21 protein-coding genes are annotated in these 21,327 nt (G+C 67.2%); 3 read left to right on the top strand and 18 right to left on the bottom strand.

Annotation, left to right across the window (positions count from 1 at the left end; all coding sequences use genetic code 11):
- Positions 1-9: 9 nt before the first annotated feature.
- Positions 10-438, bottom strand: a complete 429-nt coding sequence (locus tag ACSBM8_RS02030; RefSeq protein WP_442680010.1) for a ribose-phosphate pyrophosphokinase — start codon at positions 436-438, stop codon at positions 10-12.
- Between the two features lie 68 nt (positions 439-506).
- Between ACSBM8_RS02030 and msrB the strand changes: the two genes are divergently transcribed.
- A complete protein-coding gene (gene msrB / locus ACSBM8_RS02025) occupies positions 507-956 on the top strand; it encodes a peptide-methionine (R)-S-oxide reductase MsrB (RefSeq protein WP_442680009.1) in 450 nt (149 codons plus the stop codon).
- A gap of 69 nt (positions 957-1,025) precedes the next feature.
- Here msrB and ACSBM8_RS02020 read toward each other — a convergent pair whose 3' ends face one another.
- Entirely contained in the window at positions 1,026-2,714 is a 1,689-nt protein-coding gene (locus ACSBM8_RS02020) for a glycoside hydrolase family 43 protein (RefSeq protein WP_442680008.1), read from the bottom strand.
- Positions 2,715-2,801: 87 nt separating this feature from the next.
- Here ACSBM8_RS02020 and ACSBM8_RS02015 point away from each other — a divergent pair, with 87 nt between their 5' ends.
- Positions 2,802-5,240: a glycoside hydrolase family 3 N-terminal domain-containing protein gene (locus tag ACSBM8_RS02015; protein ID WP_442680007.1), complete on the top strand. Its 2,439-nt coding sequence runs from the start codon at positions 2,802-2,804 to the stop codon at positions 5,238-5,240.
- Between the two features lie 30 nt (positions 5,241-5,270).
- Here ACSBM8_RS02015 and ACSBM8_RS02010 read toward each other — a convergent pair whose 3' ends face one another.
- The 14 genes from ACSBM8_RS02010 to ACSBM8_RS01945 all read right to left on the bottom strand — a co-directional run bounded on the left by ACSBM8_RS02010 (position 5,271) and on the right by ACSBM8_RS01945 (position 19,680).
- Positions 5,271-6,137, bottom strand: a complete 867-nt coding sequence (locus ACSBM8_RS02010; protein ID WP_442680006.1) for a hypothetical protein — start codon at positions 6,135-6,137, stop codon at positions 5,271-5,273.
- Between the two features lie 104 nt (positions 6,138-6,241).
- Positions 6,242-6,700 carry a hypothetical protein gene (locus tag ACSBM8_RS02005; protein ID WP_442680005.1) on the bottom strand — a complete coding sequence of 153 codons (459 nt, stop codon included), beginning with the start codon at positions 6,698-6,700 and terminating at the stop codon, positions 6,242-6,244.
- 342 nt (positions 6,701-7,042) lie between these two features.
- Positions 7,043-7,240 (bottom strand): hypothetical protein, encoded by a 198-nt coding sequence (locus tag ACSBM8_RS02000; protein ID WP_442680004.1) that lies wholly within the window; start codon positions 7,238-7,240, stop codon positions 7,043-7,045.
- A 100-nt stretch (positions 7,241-7,340) separates the two neighbouring features.
- Positions 7,341-8,732, bottom strand: coding sequence for an efflux transporter outer membrane subunit (locus tag ACSBM8_RS01995; protein WP_442680003.1), 1,392 nt, complete (start codon positions 8,730-8,732; stop codon positions 7,341-7,343).
- On the bottom strand, positions 8,729-9,604 hold the full coding sequence (locus ACSBM8_RS01990) for an efflux RND transporter periplasmic adaptor subunit (RefSeq protein ID WP_442680002.1): 876 nt from the start codon (positions 9,602-9,604) through the stop codon (positions 8,729-8,731). The genes ACSBM8_RS01995 and ACSBM8_RS01990 overlap by 4 nt, the downstream gene beginning before the upstream one ends.
- On the bottom strand, positions 9,601-9,816 hold the full coding sequence (locus tag ACSBM8_RS01985; RefSeq protein ID WP_442680001.1) for a DUF1656 domain-containing protein: 216 nt from the start codon (positions 9,814-9,816) through the stop codon (positions 9,601-9,603). The genes ACSBM8_RS01990 and ACSBM8_RS01985 overlap by 4 nt, the downstream gene beginning before the upstream one ends.
- The gene (locus ACSBM8_RS01980; protein WP_442680000.1) at positions 9,813-11,906 is read right to left on the bottom strand and encodes an FUSC family protein; all 2,094 of its coding nucleotides are present in this window, start codon (positions 11,904-11,906) and stop codon (positions 9,813-9,815) included. Before ACSBM8_RS01980 ends, ACSBM8_RS01985 begins: the two co-directional genes overlap by 4 nt.
- A gap of 64 nt (positions 11,907-11,970) precedes the next feature.
- Positions 11,971-12,516 (bottom strand): hypothetical protein, encoded by a 546-nt coding sequence (locus tag ACSBM8_RS01975; RefSeq protein WP_442679999.1) that lies wholly within the window; start codon positions 12,514-12,516, stop codon positions 11,971-11,973.
- Positions 12,513-13,862 carry an AMP-binding protein gene (locus tag ACSBM8_RS01970; protein ID WP_442679998.1) on the bottom strand — a complete coding sequence of 450 codons (1,350 nt, stop codon included), beginning with the start codon at positions 13,860-13,862 and terminating at the stop codon, positions 12,513-12,515. Before ACSBM8_RS01970 ends, ACSBM8_RS01975 begins: the two co-directional genes overlap by 4 nt.
- Complete coding sequence (locus ACSBM8_RS01965; protein ID WP_442679997.1) at positions 13,859-14,437, bottom strand: hypothetical protein; 579 nt, start codon at positions 14,435-14,437, stop codon at positions 13,859-13,861. The genes ACSBM8_RS01970 and ACSBM8_RS01965 overlap by 4 nt, the downstream gene beginning before the upstream one ends.
- A complete protein-coding gene (locus ACSBM8_RS01960; protein WP_442679996.1) occupies positions 14,434-15,393 on the bottom strand; it encodes a radical SAM protein in 960 nt (319 codons plus the stop codon). Before ACSBM8_RS01960 ends, ACSBM8_RS01965 begins: the two co-directional genes overlap by 4 nt.
- A complete protein-coding gene (locus ACSBM8_RS01955; protein WP_442679995.1) occupies positions 15,390-17,174 on the bottom strand; it encodes a hypothetical protein in 1,785 nt (594 codons plus the stop codon). The genes ACSBM8_RS01960 and ACSBM8_RS01955 overlap by 4 nt, the downstream gene beginning before the upstream one ends.
- Positions 17,162-18,100: a hypothetical protein gene (locus ACSBM8_RS01950; RefSeq protein WP_442679994.1), complete on the bottom strand. Its 939-nt coding sequence runs from the start codon at positions 18,098-18,100 to the stop codon at positions 17,162-17,164. Before ACSBM8_RS01950 ends, ACSBM8_RS01955 begins: the two co-directional genes overlap by 13 nt.
- The gene (locus tag ACSBM8_RS01945; protein ID WP_442679993.1) at positions 18,097-19,680 is read right to left on the bottom strand and encodes an AAA family ATPase; all 1,584 of its coding nucleotides are present in this window, start codon (positions 19,678-19,680) and stop codon (positions 18,097-18,099) included. The genes ACSBM8_RS01950 and ACSBM8_RS01945 overlap by 4 nt, the downstream gene beginning before the upstream one ends.
- A gap of 83 nt (positions 19,681-19,763) precedes the next feature.
- On the opposite strand from ACSBM8_RS01945, the gene ACSBM8_RS01940 reads away from it, so the two are divergent.
- Complete coding sequence (locus ACSBM8_RS01940; protein WP_442679992.1) at positions 19,764-19,970, top strand: hypothetical protein; 207 nt, start codon at positions 19,764-19,766, stop codon at positions 19,968-19,970.
- Here ACSBM8_RS01940 and ACSBM8_RS01935 read toward each other — a convergent pair.
- Positions 19,962-20,354 carry a DUF1330 domain-containing protein gene (locus ACSBM8_RS01935; RefSeq protein ID WP_442679991.1) on the bottom strand — a complete coding sequence of 131 codons (393 nt, stop codon included), beginning with the start codon at positions 20,352-20,354 and terminating at the stop codon, positions 19,962-19,964. The genes ACSBM8_RS01940 and ACSBM8_RS01935 overlap by 9 nt on opposite strands.
- Before the next feature lie 95 nt (positions 20,355-20,449).
- Positions 20,450-21,205 (bottom strand): DeoR/GlpR family DNA-binding transcription regulator, encoded by a 756-nt coding sequence (locus ACSBM8_RS01930; protein ID WP_442679990.1) that lies wholly within the window; start codon positions 21,203-21,205, stop codon positions 20,450-20,452.
- Positions 21,206-21,327: the final 122 nt, after the last annotated feature.

The raw sequence follows: 21,327 nt of genomic DNA, 5'->3' as shown, positions 1-21,327 counted from the left end.
CGCCCGGCCTCAGGCCGGGCGGTCCTGCCAATAGGTGAAGGCCACCTGCTGCAGGCGCCGGACCAGCGCCGCCGCCTCCGGCCCCGTCCAGGGGCCGGCATAATCGTGGCGCTCCGGCTGATCGCCGACCCACCAGCCCTGCCCGGGCAGGCCATCGGATTCGCGCACGACCAGCACCGCCAGTTCCGGTTCGCCGTCGGCCCGGCCCGCACGATCGATCGCGTCCAGCGTCTTGCACACCGCGCGCATCTTGGGCCGGGTGAAGCGGTGGCCGAGATCGGCCAGCAGCCCCGAATAGCTGATCGCCTCGCCGGCTCGCGCAGCGGCGATCAGCAACGGCCGCACAGTCACGACGTCGGATATGGCCGCGGGGCCGAATACCGCCAGCGGTGAAGGCGATCGCTCCATGCGCGCAATGTCGCGACAGCAGGCGGACACGGCAAGCCCCTCCCCGTACCGCCGAGATCACCTATATTAGAGGTCACACTTCTGATGGGAGCCGATCCATGGCCGACTATTTCAAGGACGAGAGCGTCATCGCGAAGCTGACGCCGGAGCAATATCAGGTCACGCAGGAAAGCGCGACGGAGCGGCCGGGCACGGGTGCATTGCTGAACAACAAGGCGCCGGGCATCTATGTCGATATCGTCTCGGGCGAGCCGCTGTTCGCCTCCTCCGACAAATATGAATCCGGATGCGGCTGGCCGAGCTTCACCAAGCCGATCGAGCAGGCCCATGTCGCCGAAGTGCACGACACGTCCCATGGCATGACCCGGATCGAGGTGCGGTCCAAGCATGGCGACAGCCATTTGGGGCACGTCTTCGACGACGGCCCGCGCGATCGCGGCGGGCTGCGTTATTGCATCAATTCCGCCTCGCTTCGGTTCGTGCCGCGCGAGGAGATGGAGGCACAAGGTTACGGCGCCTATCTCGATCAGGTCGAGGACGTCCGCTAACCGCTAACACCCGAACGACCGGCCCTCGCCACCCCATGGCGGCAGGGGCCGGTCGTTAAGGCTGGGCGCCTAGCGGGCGGCGTCCGTACCGCTCTGCGCATAGGGTCCGATCAGCGTTCCGACGAAGCCGCCGGCGGTGGCGGTCGACAAATTGGTCGCATCGACATCACGCGCCACCGGCTGCCACGGCCCAGACTTCATCGCATAATCGAAATCGTAACGGCCACCCCGCGCGTGGATGCGCAACCGGATCGGACCGGACGAAATCGTCTTGCTCGCAACCGTCACGCCGCCTTTGGGATCGGATACACCGGCACGCCGCGACACGCGCACGGACAGCTTGCCGCCCTGGCGCGTCAGGCCGATGGCCAGAAAGTAATTGTCGTTCTGGACCGCGGCCAGGCCTGCTTCCTCCCCGTCCGCCGGCACGAAGCTGACCAGGGTGGAGACGATCGCGTCGCTATTTTGCTGACGGCGGGCCACGAAGCTGGGGCTTTTGCTATCGCCGATCCGTTCCGGCCGGGCTTCCAGCTGAAGCGCGCCACCGCCGAGCTTGAACCCGGCCGGCGCCCGCATCACCATCCAATAAGGTGCCAGCTTCGGCGCGTCGAATTCCTCGCGCATGACGAAGCTTCCGGTCGTCGGCGGGGCGGCAAAGGCGGGAAGAGGCGGCGCCTTGGCCACCTGCGGTATGGCGGTGCCGTGGGGCAGGATCGTCGGCCAACCACTGGCCCAGCTGACCGGCAACAGGAAGGTTTCGCGTCCGGTATTGTAGAAGTCGCCCGCATAAGGGCGCGTCGCCAGGAACACCGCCCACCAGCTGCCATCGTCCAGCTTCACGAGATCGGCATGGCCCGACGACGTGACGGATTGCGGCCGGGCGGGGTCGAGATCCCGCTGCGTCAGGATCGGGTTCACGCTGGGCGGCGCCGGAACATAAGGTCCGTCGACCCGATCGGCGCGGAAGATGACCTCGCTATGCCGGTCGCTCGTGCCGCCTTCCGCCGCCATCAGATAATAGACCCCATCCTTCTTGAAGAGATGCGGCCCTTCGATCCAGATCGGTTTGGCGGAGGGATCGACGCCACCGTCGATGATGACCTTTGCCTCGCCCGTCGTCTGCAGCGTCTTCGGATCGAAACGGTGCAGCCAGATGGCGCGGTGGCCCTCGTAGCGCGGCGTCCCCTTGGGCACATCATTATTGACCAGCCAGGCGCTGCCATCCGGATCGAAGAACAGCGAGGGATCGATGCCGCCGACATCCTTCAGCCACACCGGATCGGACCAGGGGCCTTTCGGATCGCGCGCGGTGATGACGAAGTTGCCGCCGCAGTCGACGCAGGTATTGACGATGTAGAAGCGCCCATCGTGATGCGAGATGGCCGGCGCGAAGACACCTTTCGACATGCCCAGGCCGGCGAAGTTCAGCTGGCCGGGACGATCGATGGCATTGGCGATCTGCCGCCAGTGCACCAGATCGCGACTGTGCCAAACCGGAATGCCGGGAAACCAAGAGAAGGTGGAATTCACCAGATAAAAATCGGCGCCGACTTTGACGATACTGGGATCGGGATAGAAGCCGGCCAGGATCGGATTGGCATATTGGCCGGGCGCAGGAGCGGCTTTCTTTTCAATACCTTGATATTCGACCCAGTCGAAACGGGCGACGTTGGCCGCGGCGGACATCGATGTCACATTGCCGAACGCCGCAAATAATGTAAGCGTTTTCAGGAGCTTCAGCGCAGGAGATGCTATCACGGTTCAACGCTTTCATCTGGCGTTTAGGACAAGTTCGGCTATGGCCATAACAGGCCGCAGCATAGCGGAGCGCACAGGGAGCGGAAGATGAAGCGGACGGTCAAGCGGATAGTCGTGTCGGGTGTAGCGCTCACGCTGGCGAGCGTCGCCACCGCGCAAGGCGCAGCACCGCGCGGGCTTGCCCACCCCGATTTGTGGCCCGCCGCGAAGAGCCAGGGGCTGGTCGATCCGAAGACCGAAGCCTTCGTCACCGCGCTGATGGCGAAGATGACGCTGGAAGAAAAAGTCGGCCAGATGGTCCAGGCCGACATTGCCAGCATCCGTCCTGCCGATCTGCGCGACTATCCGCTGGGCAGCATCCTGGCCGGGGGCAGTTCGCCGCCGCTGGACAGTCCGGATCGTTCGCCCGCCCCCGCCTGGCTGGCGACCGCGCGTGCGTTCAATGCCGTCGCCAGCGAGGCGCGCCCGGGCCACACCACGATCCCGCTGATCTTCGGCATCGATGCGGTCCACGGCAATTCCAATATCGTTGGCGCGACCGTCTTCCCGCATAATATCGGCCTGGGCGCGATGCGCGATCCCGCGCTGATGACCAAGATCGGCCGCGCGACCGCGGAGGAAACCGCGGCCGCCGGCATCGACTGGGCGTTCGGGCCAACGCTGACCGTTCCGCAGGACGAGCGCTGGGGCCGCGCCTATGAAGGCTATTCGGAAGACCCCGCGATCGTCGCCTCCTATTCGGCGGCGATGGTCAAGGGCCTGCAGGGCCAGCCTGGCAAGGGCACGATCCAGCAGGGCTATGTCGCGGCGAGCGCCAAGCATTTCCTGGGCGATGGCGGCACGATCGGCGGCGTCGATCAGGGCGATGCCGACATTCCGGAACGCACGCTGATCGCCATCCACAATGCCGGCTATCCGCCCGCGATCGATGCCGGCGTGATGAGCGTGATGGCATCCTTCTCGACGTGGCAGGGCATCAAGATGCACGGCAATAAGAGCCTGCTGACGGATGTGCTGAAGGGCCGGATGGGCTTTGACGGCTTCGTCGTGGGCGACTGGAATGCGCATGGCCAGATCCCCGGCTGCACCACCAAGGACTGCCCGGCGACCTTCAATGCCGGTCTGGACATGGCGATGGCGCCGGACGGCTGGAAAGAATTGTTCAACAATACCGTCGCCGAAGTGAAGGCGGGCAAGATCCCGATGGCGCGCGTGGATGACGCCGTCCGCCGCATCCTGCGCGTCAAGGCGAAGCTCGGCCTGTTCGATCCGGCCCGGCCTTATGCCGGCAAGCTGGAGATGGTGGGCGCGGCCGATCACCGCGCGATCGCGCGGCAGGCGGTCGCGCAAAGCCTGGTGTTGCTGAAGAACAATGGCGTGCTGCCGATCAAGGCGAGCGCCAATATCCTGGTGGCAGGCGCAGATGCCGACGATATCGGTCAGCAATCGGGCGGCTGGACCTTGTCCTGGCAGGGCGACGGCAACACCAATGCCGATTTCCCGGGCGGCACGTCCATCTATGCCGGTATCGCTGCGGCGATGAAGGCCGGCGGCGGCCGCGCCACGCTGAGCGCCGACGGCAGCTATCAGGCGAAGCCGGATCTGGCCGTCGTGGTGTTCGGCGAGCAGCCTTATGCCGAAATGCGCGGCGACATCCGCACGCTGGAATTCGAGGCGGGCGACAAGGCTTCGCTGGCGCTGCTCAAGAAGTTCAAGGCGGCCGGCATTCCGGTCGTGTCGGTGTTCCTGTCCGGCCGCCCGCTGTGGGTCAATCCCGAGCTCAATGCGTCGGACGCCTTCGTCGCGGCCTGGCTGCCGGGCAGCGAAGGCGCGGGCGTGGCCGATGTGCTGGTGGGCGACACGGCGGGCAAGCCGCGCGCCGATTTCCGCGGAACGCTCTCGTTCAGCTGGCCCAAAACGGCGGGGCAGTTCACGTTGAACAAGGGCGAGGCAAATTACGATCCGCTGTTCGCGCTGGGCTATGGCCTGACCTATGCTCGCGGCGGCAAGGTCGCGGCGTTGAGCGAGGTTTCGGGCGTCGACCCGAGCCTGGGCAATACCAGCATCTTCTTTGCCAAAGGCCGTGTGCCCGCCCCCTTCTCGTTCGCGACCGACAGCCGGGTCCAGCGCAAGCCGGTCGACAGCGCAACCTTGCAGGAAGGCGCGGTGCAGCTTGACTGGGCGGCTGGGCAGGACGCCACGATCCGCATCGGCGGCAACCCCATGGACCTGACGCGCGAGGTGAATGCCGACGTCCAGCTGCAGATCACCTATCGCGTCGACAAGGCCCCGGCGACGCCGGTCAAGCTTTCGGTCGGCACCGGCGCCGTCGATGCGAGCGCGCTGTTCGCGGCGGGCGCGGGCTGGCGAACTGTGAAAATCCCGCTCGCTTGCTTCAAGGCGCATGGCGCGGACATGGCGGCAGTGACGACGGCCTTCGGCCTGAGCACCACCGGACCATTCACCGTGTCGCTATCCGATCTGCGGTTGGCCGCCGATCCAGCGGGATCGGTCTGCCCGAAGTGATCGGTGCGTTGGGATGGCTGGGGCAAGCGACTATCGCCTGAGCCAGCCAATCCCGACGCCGACCGCCAGCGCCGCCACGAGGAAGGCGCCCACAGCGGCCACCCAGGATGATGTAGAATAATAGGTTCCAAGGCCGGCAGCGGCGGCAACGAAGCTGCCAAGCCATTCCTGAATAGATTCAGTCCGCGCATTGCGCGTTCGGATCGGCTTGGCCGCAGGCTTTGGCGCGACATGATCATCCGCCAGCTGCCGCAACCGCTGCTGGTTTTCGGAGCGCCGCTTGGCACCAGCGGTATCCAAGTCTGCCGTCGGCCATATGTCGGCAGCGCCCGCTCCGCTCAGCAGCCAAATATGGTGTTCGGGCAGAGCACGGCGGACCTCCTGCGCCATCCCGCTGACCTCGCGCCCTGGCGCCGCCCCCTGATCCAGCGCCTCGAGCTCGGCGAGCGTGCGTGCCAACCAGGGTTCCGCGTCCGCCACATCGATAAGACCGGATGTGCGCACGAGGATGAAGGGACCGAAACGCTCCGCGATCAGCGTCGCGAAAGCGTCGTAGATCGGCGCTTTGTCTAATCCGATGAGGGCTAACACCTGCTCTCGCCGGCGGCGAAGGCGGTCGAGTGCCGCCTTTTGGTCGGTCACGAGATAGGGATAGCTTTCCTCCTCGCTGACATCTTCCAGCAGATCATCGCGCCCTTCGCTTCCCACATCCTCATCATCGACCGTAAGCGCGCGGCGAAGATCGGCGGTAGAGAACAAGCACCACCACAATAAGGGCGGAGCATTCTTCGCCTCCAATTCCTGGCCATCGTCCGTCCAGAATGCCGCCCACTCACCGTTCGCGCCATTGGGCATGCGCGGCAGAACCGATGCGTTGAGATAAACCCGATGGGACATGACTATCCTTTCACACGTCGACGCCCGCTGCGAGACCGAGGCTCAACGCGGATCGGACGCGCGGGATGCGACACGGATGTGGGAGGCGCGCCTGCGGCCGTGGCTTAGAGGAGAGCCGAGGGCGGGACCGAGACCGCCTTGTCGGGCCGCACAATCAACCAGAATGTCATGCCGACCACCGCCCAGACCGCTGCGATCCTGCTAGGGACATGCGGGCGGTAGACGATCGTTTCCACAAGGTAGGCCAGAGCCGGTCGCAACCCGTTGGAAGCGAACAAAACGAAGAAAATAATGGTCCATGCGGCCAACCCCACGCCGAACCAAATTGCCAGATAGACCCAAATCGAGGGGCTTCGCCGCCGCAGAAGCAGGTGCGCGGGGATGCCGAGGATGACGATGCCGGCATAGCCTATCATGGCACCAACGGCTGTCGCAGCCGACATCCACGATCCCGAGGACATGCCGCGCATTCCCAAGAAAGGCGGGGTAAAAGCCGCCCACAGCATTGCGAAAAACGGCACCCACAAAGGGGAGATCAGGCAGGCTGCAGCAAGCCGTTTCATGCGACAACCCTCATACCCGCACTGACGCAGCCGTGGGTAGTTGGTCCGACGCGTTTAGCCAACATCCTGCCTAAGATGGACGGGTCGGCGGTCGCGCTACGTTCCTGAAGATGCCCTTGATCGCACCGATGCAGCCATCGAGCGGCGTTTGCACAGGGGGAACCGGCGGCGGCTTAGAGCGTGATGACTTTGGTAGAACCCGTTCGTCTCGAGTAGCGATCGAGCTTGTCGAGAGCGCGTATCGAGAGATACCACCAATGCCTCGATACGCGCCCTCGATATGCCCTGCGGGCAACTCGGTCGCTACTCGGCACGAACGGATCAGTGTAAAGTCATCATACTCTAGCGGCGAGGCTGCCCGGCGATTTGAAACGACGCGTGGGCGCCGGCGGGATCGTCGCCGCCGGGGAAGAGCTTGTTCAGATAATAACCGAGCAGGAGATAATGGGCGCGCATCGCGGCCGGATGCGATGCATGGCGCGCACATTCCAGTTCCGCGTCTGCCCGCCTTTGCAGATAGGCATGATCGTCCGGCGCCATCCTCGCGACTCCAACCGCATCCTGCTGAATTGACATGGTAAAGCATCGCTACCGCCAGTTAATTGCGGTTGCGACAGCCATTAGGTCCATTTCCGCCAGATCAGCGCCACCCCCCGCCTAGCGCCAGGAACAGATCGATCTGCCGATCGATCACGATCGCATCCGATGCCGCCAATGTGGCTTCCGCAGTCGCAAGGCTGGCCTGCGCCGTCAGCAGATCCAGGAAGCCCGCCCGCCCGAACCGGTAGAGCCGCCCGGCCTGGTCCGTCGCGCGTGCCGCGCTATCGCGGGCCAGGCGGAGCGCACGGTTGCGATCCAGTTCCTGCGCATAGGCCGACAGCGCGGTCTCGGTCTGGCGGAGCGCTTCGATGGTGGTGGCGTCGAACTGTGCAGCCGCTGCATCCGCCGCAGCGCCGGCCTGCGCGATCCGGGCGCGGGCCGGTGCCCGGTTGGGAAAGCTCCACGATACGAGCGGCCCGAGGCTGACCCCAAAATCGCTGCCGCGTCCGATACCCGCGACCGGGCCGGTCAGCCCGACCGAACCACCCAGGCTGACCTGCGGATACAGATCGGCAGTGGCGACGCCGATCCGGGCAGTGGCCGCCGCGAGCGTGCGTTCGGCCGCGCGAATATCGGGCCGGCGCCGCAGCAAGGCGGTGCCATCGCCGATCGGAATCGGGCGGGACAAAGCAGGTATCGCCGCGCAACGCTCGATGTCACGCGGATACGTTTCGGGCGGCGCGCCGAGCAGGGCGCCCAATTGATACAGCGCGGCCTGACGCGTGGCGAGGATTGGCGGGGTTTGCGCCTGGCTTTGTTCGACCGCCGTCTGAGCCCGCGTCACATCGAAGGCGGTGCCGCGCCCACCCCGGAACAGGCGCCGCGTGACGTCGAGCGTCTGGCGCTGCAGCGCGACGATCCGCTGATTGGCGGCCAGCGTCTGATTGGCCGCGCAGGCGGCGGCATAAGCGCGTGTGGTCGCCGCCGCGACGGTAACGCGCACATCGTCCCGCGCGGCCTGAACCACCTCGGCATCCGCCTGCGCGGCTTCGATCCCGCGCCGTATTTGCCCGGCGAGGTCCAATGGATAAGCAAGGCTGAAGCCGAGATCATAGCCAATTGTGCCGGGCAGCGAACCATTGGTGCCGGATGGCCGGGCCAGCGTTGCCCCTGCGCCGGCGGTGGTGGCGACGCGGCGGGCCGTTTCCGCTTCCCGCACGATCGCGTCGGCGCGGCGCAGATTGGCGTCGGCGACGCGCAGATCGGCATTGGCGGCGAGCGCCTGTTGCACCAGCGCGTCCAGCCGCGCATCGTCATACAGCCCCCACCAATGATCCGGCAGCGGCGCCTGACGAAAGGCAGAACGCGCGCCGCTATCGAACCGTGCATTGGCCGTGGGCGCGTTGACGATGGCGCGATCCGGCACGTGATAGTCCGGGCCGGCAACGCAGCCGCCCAGCGCCAGCGCCGCGAGCCATACGCGCTGTTTCAACGGGCGGCCCGCGGCAGGATCGTGACGGTGGCGGTGCGCCCGGCGATCAGACGTGTGCCCGCGGGCACCCGATCCAGCTTGACCCGCACCGGAATGCGCTGCGCCAGGCGCACCCAGGCGAAGGTGGGATTGACCGTGGGCAGGAGATTGTTGGCGTTGGTGCGTTCACTGTCGCTGATCGCCGCGGTGATGCTGTCGACATGGCCGTGGATCGGCGCCGCATCCCCCATCAATTGCACGCGAACCGGATCGCCGATGCGGATGCGGGGCAGCTTCGTCTCCTCAAAATAGCCTTCGACGCGGATCGAATCGTCGTCGACCAGCGCCAGCGCCTGTTGGCCGGCCGCGACATAATCGCCGGGATGCAGATCGAGGTTGGTGACCGTGCCGTTGACGGTGGCGCGCACAGTCGTGCGCTGGAGATTGAGGACCGCCTGATCGCGACTGGTCTGCGCCTGGGCGAGCGCGGCGGCAGCGGTGGCGGCACGCGCGACATTCTGCTCATGCGTCTCCGCCGCGACGAGATCGCCGAGCGCCAGATCGCGCGCGGATTCGCGCCGCGCCTGGTTCAGCGTCGCCCGTGCGCTGGCGATGGCGGCATCGGCCTGTGCCAATGCCAGGGCGAAGCGCGGGCGATCGACCACGAACAGCAGATCGCCGGGCTTCACGCGCTGGTTGTCGCGCACCGCCACCTGCGTGACGAGGCCGGACACGTCGGGCGTCACGCGCACCACATCGGCGCGGATATGCCCGTCGCGCGTCCACGGATCGCGCTCATATCGATGCCACAGCCAGACGGCGACGAGCAGCGCCACCGCGACGAGCAGCAGCGTGATCGCGAGGCGACCGAGCGGGGCGAGCCACTCCCTCATGCGCCGGCGCCCGGCCGGGCGGTGAGGAAAGACAGCATGCCGAGAATGATGACGAACAAGGCGAGATCCGCGAGCGGCCGATAGGCGACATAACGATAGCCGCCGACCAGATTGATCAAGCGCGTCATCAGGCCGGTCAGGACGAGCGCGACGATACCCAGCAGCAGCAGGGTGGGGAAATAGACGCCGCCCACGATCATGTCGCCCATCATTCGGCCGTCTCCTCATCCAATCCGGCAGCGCGCGGGAACAGGTTGCGGCGCAGGCTCGTCAGCGCCAGCACCGCCGCGCGACGTCGCTCCGCCGATGGCCCCTCCGCTAATCCACGCATCGCCGTATCGATGCATGTGAGAAGTTCGAGCGACGGCGGCAATGGCGCGTCGATCCGCAGCCCGCGATAATATCGGGCGATGCCGCGCAGCACCGGGGTGATCAGCGCCTCTTCCTCCGCGATCCCGTCGCGGCGCAGGTTGCGCAGCTCACCCACGGTCAGGCCGATCCGCAGATCGACCAAGGCGTCCAGCAAAGGCTTGCCCGGATCCTCGCCCCGCGCGGCGAGGCGCGGCGCCAGCAATCCGATCCGGTCCAGCATCCGGCTGGTCCAGCCGGTGGCGTCGGGCCGGCTGCGCAGATCGCTGCGCTGGGCGAGATCGCGCCAGCCCGCCCGGATCAGCCGTTCCGCACTGCGCGCGGTGCCGATCGTCTGGAACAAGCCAACCGTCACGACCGCGAAGAAGGTGCCCATCAGCTGGGCCAGCGATCCGTTGGCGAAGCTTTCGAAGCCGGGTGTGTAGCGATCGTTGAGGCCGATGCTGTTGAGCACGCCCAGCACTGCGCCAAGCCCGACGAAGGACGGGCGCGTGTCGGCAAGGAATGCGCCGAGGATCAGCATGGTGGGTGCGAGGGCGAGGATCAGCTGCGGGAAGGTCGTGATCCGCGGCAGGATCGCATAGGCATAGACCGCTGCCAGAGCGATGCCGAGCAACGAGCCCCAGAAGAATTTCATGATGCCCGGTGCGGGCTCATCGCTGCTGCCGAACAGGGCGCAGCAGACGCCGGCGATCAGCACCGCGCCCGCCCCGTCGGGCCAGCCGGTCGTGATCCAGAAAGCGCAGCCGAGCAGCACGGTCGCGGCCGTTCCCGCGGCGGCGCGGAGCGCGACCCCGCGATCGCGGTGCAGGGCGCGCCGGCCCGTCGCGGCGAGCAGGGCGGTGATGCTGGGGGATATCGCCCGCGCGGTGGGGGCACGGATCTGATCGCGCAGGATGCGGGCGTCGCGGTGCGCCTGAACAAGCTCGCCGACGCGCGCGACGATGCTCAGCCGCAGCGCGTCGCGCCATAAGAGCGGCGCGCCGATGGCGGGCTCAAGCGCCGCCGCCGCTGCCGCCAAGCGATTGCCCCCCTCCTCCTCCGCGCCGGCAGCGAGCCAGGCCCGGACCTGTGCGAGCAAATCCCGCAGATCGGCGGGGATGGACCCGCAGACGCGGATCGTCTCCCGCAGGCGATCCTCGATCCCGCTCGCCAGCGGCAGAATGAAGGACAATTGATCCTGCAGCGCGCGGACGGTGCGCACGCGCGGCCGCAGCCGCCCGGTATCGAACGGCAGATGGATCGACAGCAGGTGCAGCTCGCTTACGTCCAGTGCCAGCCGACGCCGGTCCCGCGCCAGCGTTTCGCCGGGCGACCCCGTCAGCGACTCGGCCGACCAGCGTTCGGCGTCGGTCAGGATCGCATCGGCGCGACGCAGCAATTGATCCGCCACCGACCGCGGCAGGACGATCCCGTGGATCAGACTGCCGCACAGGATGCCGATCACGATCTCCTGCACGCGCAGGATCGCCACATTGAAGATCTGGCCAGGCATCGCGACGCTGGGGAAACCGATGATGCTGGCGGTGTAGCCGGCAAGCAGGAAGATGTAGGCGCGCGGGGTCCGATCCAGCAGCGAGAAATAGAGGCAAACCCCCAGCCATAAAGCGAGCGCGAGGCTGAGCGCGGCCGGCTCGTTGACGAAGGTCGGAACCAGTACGACCGCCGCCGTCGCGCCCAGCACCGTGCCCGCCACGCGGAAGACCGCCTTGGACAGCACGGCCCCGGCGAGCGGCTGCGCGACCAGGTAGGAGGTCGTGATCGCCCAATAAGGGCGGGTCAGCCCGATGCGCAGCGCCACATAATAAGCGAGCATCGCCGCCACGAAACATTTGACCGAGAATAAGGCGGGTTCGCTGCCGAGACGGGCAAGCCGCACCCGCAGCGTCGGCTGGTCAACCTCGCCTTGGGTCGAAAGTGCCTGCGCTGTCATGCGGCCTTCCTATCGCAGCCGGGCGCCGACGCGATACTGCTTTGCGCGCCTGCGCGCTTCGGCGTCAGTCGGTGCGCGCCAAGGATTGGCGCACCACATCCGAGAGGAAAGCGTGGTGCAGCCGGGGATCGGCACGCAGGCGGGTGCCCGATACCGGCACGGTGGCGCGCGCGGGATCGAAGGCGATATGCGCGACCGGATCGCCGAACGCGCGGGCGAGCGCGGCCGCAAAGCCGTCGCCATAGTCTTCGCTGGTGAAAACGCGGTCGATGGTGGTGCCCAGCATCGCGCGACAGACCCAGGCGACGAAGGCGCGATGCGCGTCCTCCGGCGCGTCATTATCGGGCAGGACGCGCGCCGCCTCTCCCCATTCCGCGGCGAAGGCGGCGAGCGCGGCATCGTCGATCACCAGCCGTTCCGCTGCCGGGAATAACGCGGCGAGCCAGGCCGCCCGCTGCGCGGGGTCGCACCCGGGAAATTCGGGCTTGGTGTAGCTCAGGATCACAAGCCGATCGCAGCGCGCCTGCGCGAACGCGATCAGCGCCTCATGCCCTTTGTGCAGCGGGCAGAATTTTCCGACCACCAGGCCGGTGACCGGGGCCACGCTCATGCCGCCAGGCTGCCGGCAAGATCGGACGTATATTGCAGCACCTTGTCGTCGCCCGTGATCGTGGCGACGGCGACCGGCACATCGCCCAGCAGCCGCCGGAGCGCCGCCACGGCCATCGGCGCATCGGCGGCGGCATCGGCGGACAGAGCGAGGGTGATGGCGCCGGCCGCATCCTGATGCAGCGCGAACTGGGCCCCCGACAGGCCCTGCAAGGCGTGGCTGATGTCGATATTGTTGACCCATGCGCCGCTCGCGGTGCGATAGCGGATGGCGCGCCGGCCGCTGAAATCGCGCAGCATAGGTACATCCCCGGCCATATCCAGCACGGCGGTGTCTCCCGTCCGATAGCGCACCAGCGGCAGGCAGAAATTGAACCCGCCGGTGACGCACACCTCGCCGCGGCAGCCCGGCGCGAGCGCGCGCCCTTCCCGATCGACGATTTCGACATAGAGCCTGGGTTGCAGCAGGACGCGCCCGCCGGCGCTGCGATCCGTAACCGCGATCGGCCCGACCTCGTTCATCGAATAGAGATCCAGGACGGGGCAACAAAACCGCGCCTCCAGCCGATCGCGCATGCCATCCGTCAGCATCATCGCCACGGACAGGATGGCGCGCGGCTTCATCGTCACCGGAAGTTCGAGCAAGGCCGCGAACGAGATCGGATCGCCCGCCACCACTTCCGGCGCGAGCGCGTCCAGATACTGCGCGCGATAGTCGGGATCGCGCCAGTCGTTCGGATGCAGATTGATCTTGGCCAACCCCGCCTCGCCCATGCTGGGCGTGACCGAGACATAGGTGAAGCAGCGCTGCTGATGGCCCAGCAGCACCACGCCGACATCGCCCGCGCCTGCCTGCAAGGTGATGCCGAAGCGGGCGAGCGCGCGCTTGTGGAAGGTGAGATAGCTGGCCGCGACCAAGGGATGCGACGCGATCAGCAGCGGATGGCCGGTGGTACCGGTGGTGCGGAAATTGATCAGCCGATCGATCGCCACCGTATCGGGGACGAAGGCGGCGATATCGCGCGCCAGATCGGCGCGCGACGTGGTCGGAATGTCGGCCAGCCCGCGCGGCGCCGGCCCGCGCGCGCGAAAATGCGGCACCTCGCGATAGCTTTGTTCGAGGAAGGACGGGATCCAGTCCGGCGCTTCGCCCGGCCGCCAGCCGATCGGCGCGGTCAGCATCTCCGCCTCGAACGCCGCCAGCGCCGCCAGATCGTCGGGGCGCAGCCGGTTGCCGCTGCGGTTGCGATAGGTCGGCGCGGCGGGATGTTCGGTCAGCCGCTGCAACATTGCCCGTCCGCTGTCGCTCAGCGTGGGATAACGTTCGGCGTCGGTCGGCTCGCTCATTCGCGCGTATATTTGTCGGCCGATTCCTCGGCCGCCTTGCGGACCAGGGCTTCGCGGATGGCGCGGGCGCGCTCTTCCGCGTCGCGGCTCGCGTTCAGAAGGCGGTTGCGCTCCGCCGCGCTGACGGCCGACAGTCGGTCCGCCGCCTGCGCTTCGGTCTCGCTGGCCGGAAGGATCGCCAGCGCCGCGAGCGCGGTGCGGGCGAGCTCCTCGCGCCGTTCCGGATCGGCGACATAGGCCTCGGCCTTGCCCGTTGCCGCCAACTCGGCCGTGCGCGCGGTCAGCAGGTCCATGACCGGCGCCAGGGAGGCCAAGGAATTGGCGAAACTTTCTTCCGCCAGCAGCCATATGACGACCGCCGCCAGCCGCAGCCGATTGCGATCCGCCTCGCGCATAGTGAGGAAGGTCCGCAAATCGTCCACGCCGAGGTCATGATTGTGCTGCGCGAGCAGATCGTGGACCAGCGCCGCCGTCGCGACCTGCCCGACGCCATTGACGATCGGATCGGCGAGGAAGTCGCCCGGCGTCTCGGCGAGGCGGCGCGTCAGCCGTTCCAGCGGTGGGCCTTCGATCATGCCGCGAACTTCGCGAATTGCTGGGTGGAGGGGCAATCGTCGCAGGTTGCGAGCCGGCGCGCCGTCCGCGCCGCGGCAAAGCGTGCCGCCAGCCCGTCCACATCCGCCACCGTGCGCAGCCCCGCGATCGGAATGCCATAAGCGGCGCCGCTGAAGCTGCACGGCGCGGCAATCCCCGCTTCGTCGATGAAAAGGAAGGGCCGCCCCTGCCCGCAATCCTCAACCGCGAGCGCACGATTGTCCGCACTGGCGGCAAGGCGTTCGACATAAAGCGCATCGCCGCACAGGGTGACGCCGCGCGGCTTCAGATCCTGCTTGAGCCCGGGCAGGCATGCCGCCAGATCGGCTATATCCGCGGGCAGCAGCCGCTGCGCCGGGAAGAAAGCCGGCCGATCCCGCCCGCCCAGCTGATTGAACGTAATCTCATCCACGCCCCAATCTGCCAGCTGACGGCACAGAGCGGCGAAATGCGGCAATGTCTGGCGCATCAACACGATATTAGCGCGCAGCCGGAGCGGTGCCGCGCCGCGTTCTGCCGCGAGCGCGTGCAGACCCGATCGCACGCGCGCCCAGGCCCCTTCGCGTCCGCGCAGCGCGTCGTGGACCGATGGCGGCCCATCGATGCTGACGGTCAGCTCGCGAAAGCTGGCGATCAGCGCGGCGCGGACGTCGGCGCGATCCAGGCTGCTGCCATTGGTGGTGGCGCTGATCGCAAGGCCCGCCTGCGCCAATCGGGCGGACAGATCCCAGATCGGCCGCCACGACAGGGGCTCACCGCCAAGCCAGCTCAGCAGGACGGTCTGGCCACGTTGGCGCGCCCAGTCGGCCAGCAGGGTGCCGAAGCGGGCCGCTTCTTCGGCCGGAACCGATCGCCGGATGCCGCCCAGCCGGCGATCATAGGCACAAAAGCCGCAGGCATAATTGCAGTGCGTCGTCGTCCGCCACAGCACGATCATGCCGCACCTCCGCGGCGTGCGATGTCCCCGCCGTAACGGCGCCGGCTGAAGGCCTGGGCGAAGGCGGTGAGATCCTCCATCGCGACGATCGAGTGGATATCCCAGCCCTGTTCCTGTTTGGCGCGCGCCAGATCCTGCCCGGTCTGACTGTCGGGCTTGATCCACGGCCCCAGGTTCAGCGCCATCGTGCCCCCGGCGCGACCATGAGCGAGCGCGCTGGCGGCGACATCCCAGCCGCTATTGCCGCGCTCATCGGTGTCGAACATGGTAGTGATGCCGTCGTCCGATATCATCAGGATATGGACCGCGCGATCGCGGATCGTGCGCGATGCGAACGTGTCGCGCAGGCGATGGATCGGAAAGGCGGTGCCGCCGCCGAAATAGCCGACCAATATCTCCAGGATCGCATGCTCGTCGCGGACGAACCCTTCGGTCCCCATCCATTGCTGCGCGCCGCTCCACAACGTCGCCTGGACCCGCGCACCCGCCTTCAGCGCGGACAGCGCGATCACCGCGCCGGCGAGCGTGAGAAAAGATGTAGTGCGGCGGGGATCGGGCATCGATCCGGAACTGTCGACATACAGGTCCAGATCGATCGGTTCGGGTTTCTCCATCGCGCCCGGCTCCACGCCATAGACGCGCCGCATCGTGGTGACGCCGGGCACCACCGTCGGCGATTGGGAGACCGTCTGCAGCCAGTCGATCTCATCGAAGGGCTCGCCGAGCGACCAGGGCTCGACCCCTTCCAGTTGCGGTTCTTCGCCCTGCGTGGCGGGCTGGACCGGAAACGGGATCAGCATCGGCAGCGCGCGCTCGCGATAATAGCGGATCGCGATCTCCTCGTCCGACAGCGTCAGGCCGGCCGCGCGCAATATCTCCCCATATTCGAACGGCTCGCGCGCCTGCCCGACCCCGCCGCCATAGGGCCGCGGCGCCGGCGGCAGCGGCGGTGGGGGTGGCACCCCATCCTCGTTGCCGGTCACCGCCGGATCACGCGAGGGATGCACGGCGCCATCCTCTTCGCCCGGCTCGATCGTCTGGGCGCCGCTCGGGTCGGCACCGTCAGCGGCGCTGCGCGTGTCGTGCAGCCGGCGCAGGGCCGCGTCCTTCTCCGCATCCTCGGCCAGATAGGGCAGAACCAACGTGGCGAACCGGCCGGCAGCGAACAGCCAGTCGCGCGCATAGACTCGGATCAGGCGCGCCCCCAGCCAGGCATCGCCTTCCATCGCCGCATCGTCGCGTGGGCCGCCAAGGCTGCCTTTCTCCAGCGACCACAGGGCCTCATAGATACCCATGTAGAGCGTCCACAAACGGCTGCGGGCGCCTCCTTCCTCGGCGACCATGCGGGCATAGACGCCTGCCATGTCGAGCCCCGCCTGGCGCTGCAGGCGATCGTTGATCAGCAGATCGGTGTAGAGGTTGGCGACCATCGGCGCATGGCGTTCCAGCGTCGGCAAGGCGCGCCGCAGCCGCGCGATCAGGCGAAAGCTGTCGGTCGCGGTGGACGGCGCCAGGACGTGATGGCCGATCTCATGCGCCAATATCTCGGTCGCATGATCGTCCAGATGGAGACGACCGATCGCCTCCAGATCGATGACCACACTCTTGTCGACCAGCCGGATCATGGCAAAGGCGCCCTCCAGCCCCTCGCGGCCGGCCGACACGCTGCTTTCGCAGAGGCGCGGATTGCGCAGGCGGGTGAAGCGGCTCCACGTCGCCAAGGCCGCCGGCCAGGCCGCCTGCCACAACGCCAGGCGGTCTGCCGGGCTTACGGACGCCACGGCCGCACCTCGACATAATGGCTGTAGGGAGAGGCGAGCGCCACGCTGTCGCTGGTCCGGGCGGCAACCAGCCCCTCCGCCGCCAGTCCAGAGGCGATGCCCTGGGCGGCGGTGGCGGGGGCCGCCTCCGCATATTCCTCATCGCTGGCGGGATGGAGCGTCGCGCCCCAGGCATCGGCGATCAGCAGGCGCACATGCGCGCCCGATCGGACGATGAACCCCTCCGCGCCCGCCTTGATCTGGGGCGGCTGCTCGAACGGACCGCCAAAGCCGACGAAGCCGCCGAAGCGGATCGGCCGGGCGTCGCCCCCATCCGGCGTCCACCAGCGATCCGCCGCCAGCGCCGCGCGTATCTCCGACCAGGCCCCGTTGGCGCCGATCGCCGCCAACGCCAACGGCTCCGGCAATTGATCGGCGGCGGCGAGGGCCTGCGCGCGATAATGGGCCATGCCCGATCGCCAGGCGACCACCTGCCCGGCCGGGCGCAGCATGTCGGCATCCACGAGCGGGCCGAGCGTCGCCATCTGCGCGATCCAGGCCTCAGCATGCGTCCCGGGCATCGCATCGATGGTCAGGGCCGCATTGGTCAGCATCGCCAGCACCGGCTCCGGCCGCTGTGCGACGGCCTTGGCGAGCGCGGGCGCAAGCTCCGCCCACACCCGATCGATCAGCGTACGACGCGCGCCCGCCAGCCCGCGCCCGACCAGATCCACCGTCAGCGCGAATGCAGCGTCGATCACGGTCGCGACACGGTCCGGGGCGGCCGCCTCGATCGCCACGGCCAGCGGATCGATCCGCACGCGCACGGCGTCGCTCAGCGCATCCAGATCGAAGCCGGTGCGAGCGCGCCGGGCTGCGGTCACCAGCGCGTTAAAGCGGGGTCGGGCCGCCGCAAGTTCGCGCGCGAGCACCGGCGATACGGTCACCGCCCGCTACCGAGCCAGGCGAGATAATTGGTGTAGCGCTGGTGCAGATATTTGAGGTGCAGCAACTCATCGTATAGCGGCCCGTACAGCTTGCGGCCGCTCACCCGCTCTTCGATCAACCGCTCGATCCGGGTCAGGCGCGCGCGCACCTCGCGCTCGCCCAGCCCATCCAGCCCGGCGGCAAATTGCTGGGCCAAATCGCGCACCGGATCGTTCCGATCCAGATCCAGCCGGTCATATTCTTCGCAGGACAGATCGAACAAATGGCGCAGCCACGCCACCGCGTCGGTGCGGTAGGCGGCATTTTCCGGCAGGCCGAAGAAGGGCGCATCCCGATCCGGATGGAGCTTGTCGCGCAGCACGAACGGCAACACCTGGCGCACATCCTCCAGCCCGACCGCATCCGCGCCGCGGAAGAAGGCCATCGCTTTGGAGAAGCCGACCAGCGTCATCAGGTTGCGCACGGACAGGCCATTGAGCGTCTGGGTGCCGATATCCTTCAGCCGGTCGCGGCCGCCGTCCGCCGCGGTCACCTGCGTCCAATCGACGCCCGAAAGCCGGGCGGTATCCTTGCTCATATATTCGAACGTGGCGCCGGCCGGCTCCATCAGTTCGAACTGGCTGGCGAAGAATTCGATGCGATAGCGCACGTCCGGCGATAGCGGCATGGCGCGCACGGCGGCGACCAGCTGATCGACCTCGCCCGCGTCAAACAGGATTTCGCGCGGCACGACTTCTTCCGGCCGGACATTCTCTTCGATCCGCAGGATCAGCTCGTCCAGGAAGCGCGGGTTGAACGACAAGGCCTGGACGACCACGTCGATGCGGTCGCGCAGCGCCTCGATCACCTGATAGGTGCCGCCGCCCGCATCGTCATTGGCGGTCAGATACCAGGCGGCGGTGGGGCATTCGTAAATCTGCCCCAGCACCTCGGCATAATTGTCCCCCATCACGGTCAGCAGCGCGCTTTGGGTGCGCGTCGGGATGCGGTTATATTCGTCGACGATCTTCACCCGCATGCCGAGCCACGGCCGCCAGGCGATGCGGATGGCATCGACGCTTTGCGCGGAGACGAGATCGGCCGGCAGCGGATTGCCGAGCAGATCCGCGATCGTCATCTGCGGATGGCCGTGCTGCATCGCGCGCCGCACGTCCCGCACCGGCGATCCCGCCAGCACCCCCATCAGGATCGCGCTCGCCGTCTTGCCGCGGCCGGGGCCACCGACGAACAGGCATTTGGAGCGCGTGGCAAAGGCCAGCAGCGGCAGCAATACGTAACTGGAATAGCTTTGCGCCGAGGGTAGCGTCAGCAGGCGGCGGCTGTCGCCGACCTGATATTGGGGCGCCGGGCCATCATCATATTCGATATCGTAATGCGGGCTGATGATCGCCGTGTTGACGATCCAGAAATAGGCCTGCCGCAATTTCTCGTCGAGCCGGACGCCCGCCTCCGCCGGCGCCTCCGCAGCGGCGAGCGGACCATCGTACAGCTCGGCTATATCGAAATTACGGGCAATTGGGGCGGGCTTTGGCGTCGTCGGCGCGGCCGAGACGCGCTGAAAGAAGGGAAATCGCGCCACGACGGGGACGTTATCCAGTGCGGCCGACCCTGCCAACCCCAGGCCGGCTTGATCGTGCCCGCCGCGCGCCGCATCACCTGAGGATGGACGATCAATTTCGCGAGGCCATCGCCCGCGCCGAGGGCAGCGGCCTGAACGCAAGCCAGCAGTTGGTGCTGCACCTGCTGTTGTGCATCCAGCTATGGCACCGCAACGGCTGGCTCGATCAGATCGTGGACATGCCGTTCGACGATCTGATCGCATTGGCGCGCGGTGGCGACATCCTCGACCTGGAGAAAGGCTTAGGCTGAGCGCGGCATCTCCGTCTGCGCGATCAGCCGCCAGTCCAGCAGCGCGGCCTCCCGATGGGGCGCCGCCGTGTCACGGTATTCCGCGCTGTCCACGATCGCGCGAAACACCGCCAGCGACGGGTAGCGGACGATCAGCGCCGCATCCCAGGTCTCACCGGTCGGGCCCGCGACGAACCCGGCAACGTCGCCCGTCCAGATAGGCGCTATGCCGTCAATTCCCCGCGCGGCCACGATCGCCCGGAAGGCGGTGACATAGTCGTTGAAATAGATTTCCCGTCCGCCGTCGGGACGAAACCGCAACAGGTTGAGCATGAAGACCGGCCTGTCATCCGGCAGCGTGACCGCCAGCTGATCGAGCCTGTCCTTGCGAAGTTCGTGAAGCATTGACGTTTCCTCTTCGCAACGGAGGATCCCCGATCCACGTCGGTTGCGGTAGCCGCTCGCACGGCAAAACAGTCATGCCGCTGTGACGCCCGCCTTCAGGCGATGATGACCTCGGCATGCGCGAAGGCGGCGGCGAAGTCGTCCGACAGCGGCTGATCGGTGACGAGGATATCGACATCCGCGAGCGCCGCAGTGTGCTGCAATGCGTGCCGGCCGAACTTGGTCGCGTCGGCGCCGAGCAGGGTCCGAATCGAGGTTTCGTAGGCGATGCGGCTCATCGCCGCTTCCGACGGGTGAAAATCGGTCAGGCCATGGTCCAGGCTGATCCCGCCGACAGACAGGATCGCCAGATGCGGGGTAAAGAGGCGGACATAGGCCTGCGCCTCATGATCGGAAAAGGCGCGATAATGATAATCCATCTGGCCGCCCGCCAGGAACAGGCGGTTGTCGTTGATCCCGCCCAGATCGTTGGCGACCTGCAGCGAATTGGTGATGACCGTCAGCGATCGCCGATCGGCCAGCTGCTTGGCGATGAAGCAGGATGTGGTGCCGGCATCGATGAACAGGATCGCGCCATCGTCGATCTTCTCCACCGCGGCGCGCGCGATGCGGATCTTCGCATCGGCATTCTCGTCCATCCGCTGGCTGAGCGGGCCTTCCAGCGCGGGCGCTGCTAGCCGCGCGCCGCCATGCTCGCGCACCACGACGCCGGCCTCTTCCAGGGTGCGCAACTCGCGCCGGATGGTCTCGTCCGACACGTCCAGATCCGCCGCCATGCCGGCGACGGAGAGGGTCATCCCGGATCGCAGGCGCGACACGATGTCCCGCTGCCGCTTCGAGCGCTTCTGCACCTGATTCCTCTGCAATTTGCGGATAAGGATAGTGGGTCGCGGTCAAAATGCCTGTGCGGCGTCATCTTTCAAGACAAACCTGCCATTGATGCGCCGGGCCGTTCCGCCGGCCCCGTCCGGAC

The organism is Sphingomonas sp. ASY06-1R, from assembly GCF_052180265.1.
Taxonomy (GTDB): domain Bacteria; phylum Pseudomonadota; class Alphaproteobacteria; order Sphingomonadales; family Sphingomonadaceae; genus Sphingomonas_I.
The sequence above is the reverse complement of the archived record's forward strand: the minus strand, read 5'-3'. Positions and strand labels throughout refer to the sequence as shown.

Bases quoted from the DNA above. Each gene is read 5' to 3' on its own strand.
- msrB (WP_442680009.1), top strand. From the start codon at position 507: ATGGCCGACTATTTCAAGGACGAGAGCGTCATCGCGAAGCTGACGCCG.
- ACSBM8_RS02015 (WP_442680007.1), top strand. From the start codon at position 2,802: ATGAAGCGGACGGTCAAGCGGATAGTCGTGTCGGGTGTAGCGCTCACG.
- ACSBM8_RS02010 (WP_442680006.1), bottom strand. From the start codon at position 6,137: ATGTCCCATCGGGTTTATCTCAACGCATCGGTTCTGCCGCGCATGCCC.
- ACSBM8_RS02005 (WP_442680005.1), bottom strand. From the start codon at position 6,700: ATGAAACGGCTTGCTGCAGCCTGCCTGATCTCCCCTTTGTGGGTGCCG.
- ACSBM8_RS02000 (WP_442680004.1), bottom strand. From the start codon at position 7,240: ATGGCGCCGGACGATCATGCCTATCTGCAAAGGCGGGCAGACGCGGAA.
- ACSBM8_RS01990 (WP_442680002.1), bottom strand. From the start codon at position 9,604: ATGAGGGAGTGGCTCGCCCCGCTCGGTCGCCTCGCGATCACGCTGCTG.
- ACSBM8_RS01985 (WP_442680001.1), bottom strand. From the start codon at position 9,816: ATGATGGGCGACATGATCGTGGGCGGCGTCTATTTCCCCACCCTGCTG.
- ACSBM8_RS01980 (WP_442680000.1), bottom strand. From the start codon at position 11,906: ATGACAGCGCAGGCACTTTCGACCCAAGGCGAGGTTGACCAGCCGACG.
- ACSBM8_RS01975 (WP_442679999.1), bottom strand. From the start codon at position 12,516: ATGAGCGTGGCCCCGGTCACCGGCCTGGTGGTCGGAAAATTCTGCCCG.
- ACSBM8_RS01970 (WP_442679998.1), bottom strand. From the start codon at position 13,862: ATGAGCGAGCCGACCGACGCCGAACGTTATCCCACGCTGAGCGACAGC.
- ACSBM8_RS01965 (WP_442679997.1), bottom strand. From the start codon at position 14,437: ATGATCGAAGGCCCACCGCTGGAACGGCTGACGCGCCGCCTCGCCGAG.
- ACSBM8_RS01960 (WP_442679996.1), bottom strand. From the start codon at position 15,393: ATGATCGTGCTGTGGCGGACGACGACGCACTGCAATTATGCCTGCGGC.
- ACSBM8_RS01940 (WP_442679992.1), top strand. From the start codon at position 19,764: ATGGACGATCAATTTCGCGAGGCCATCGCCCGCGCCGAGGGCAGCGGC.
- ACSBM8_RS01935 (WP_442679991.1), bottom strand. From the start codon at position 20,354: ATGCTTCACGAACTTCGCAAGGACAGGCTCGATCAGCTGGCGGTCACG.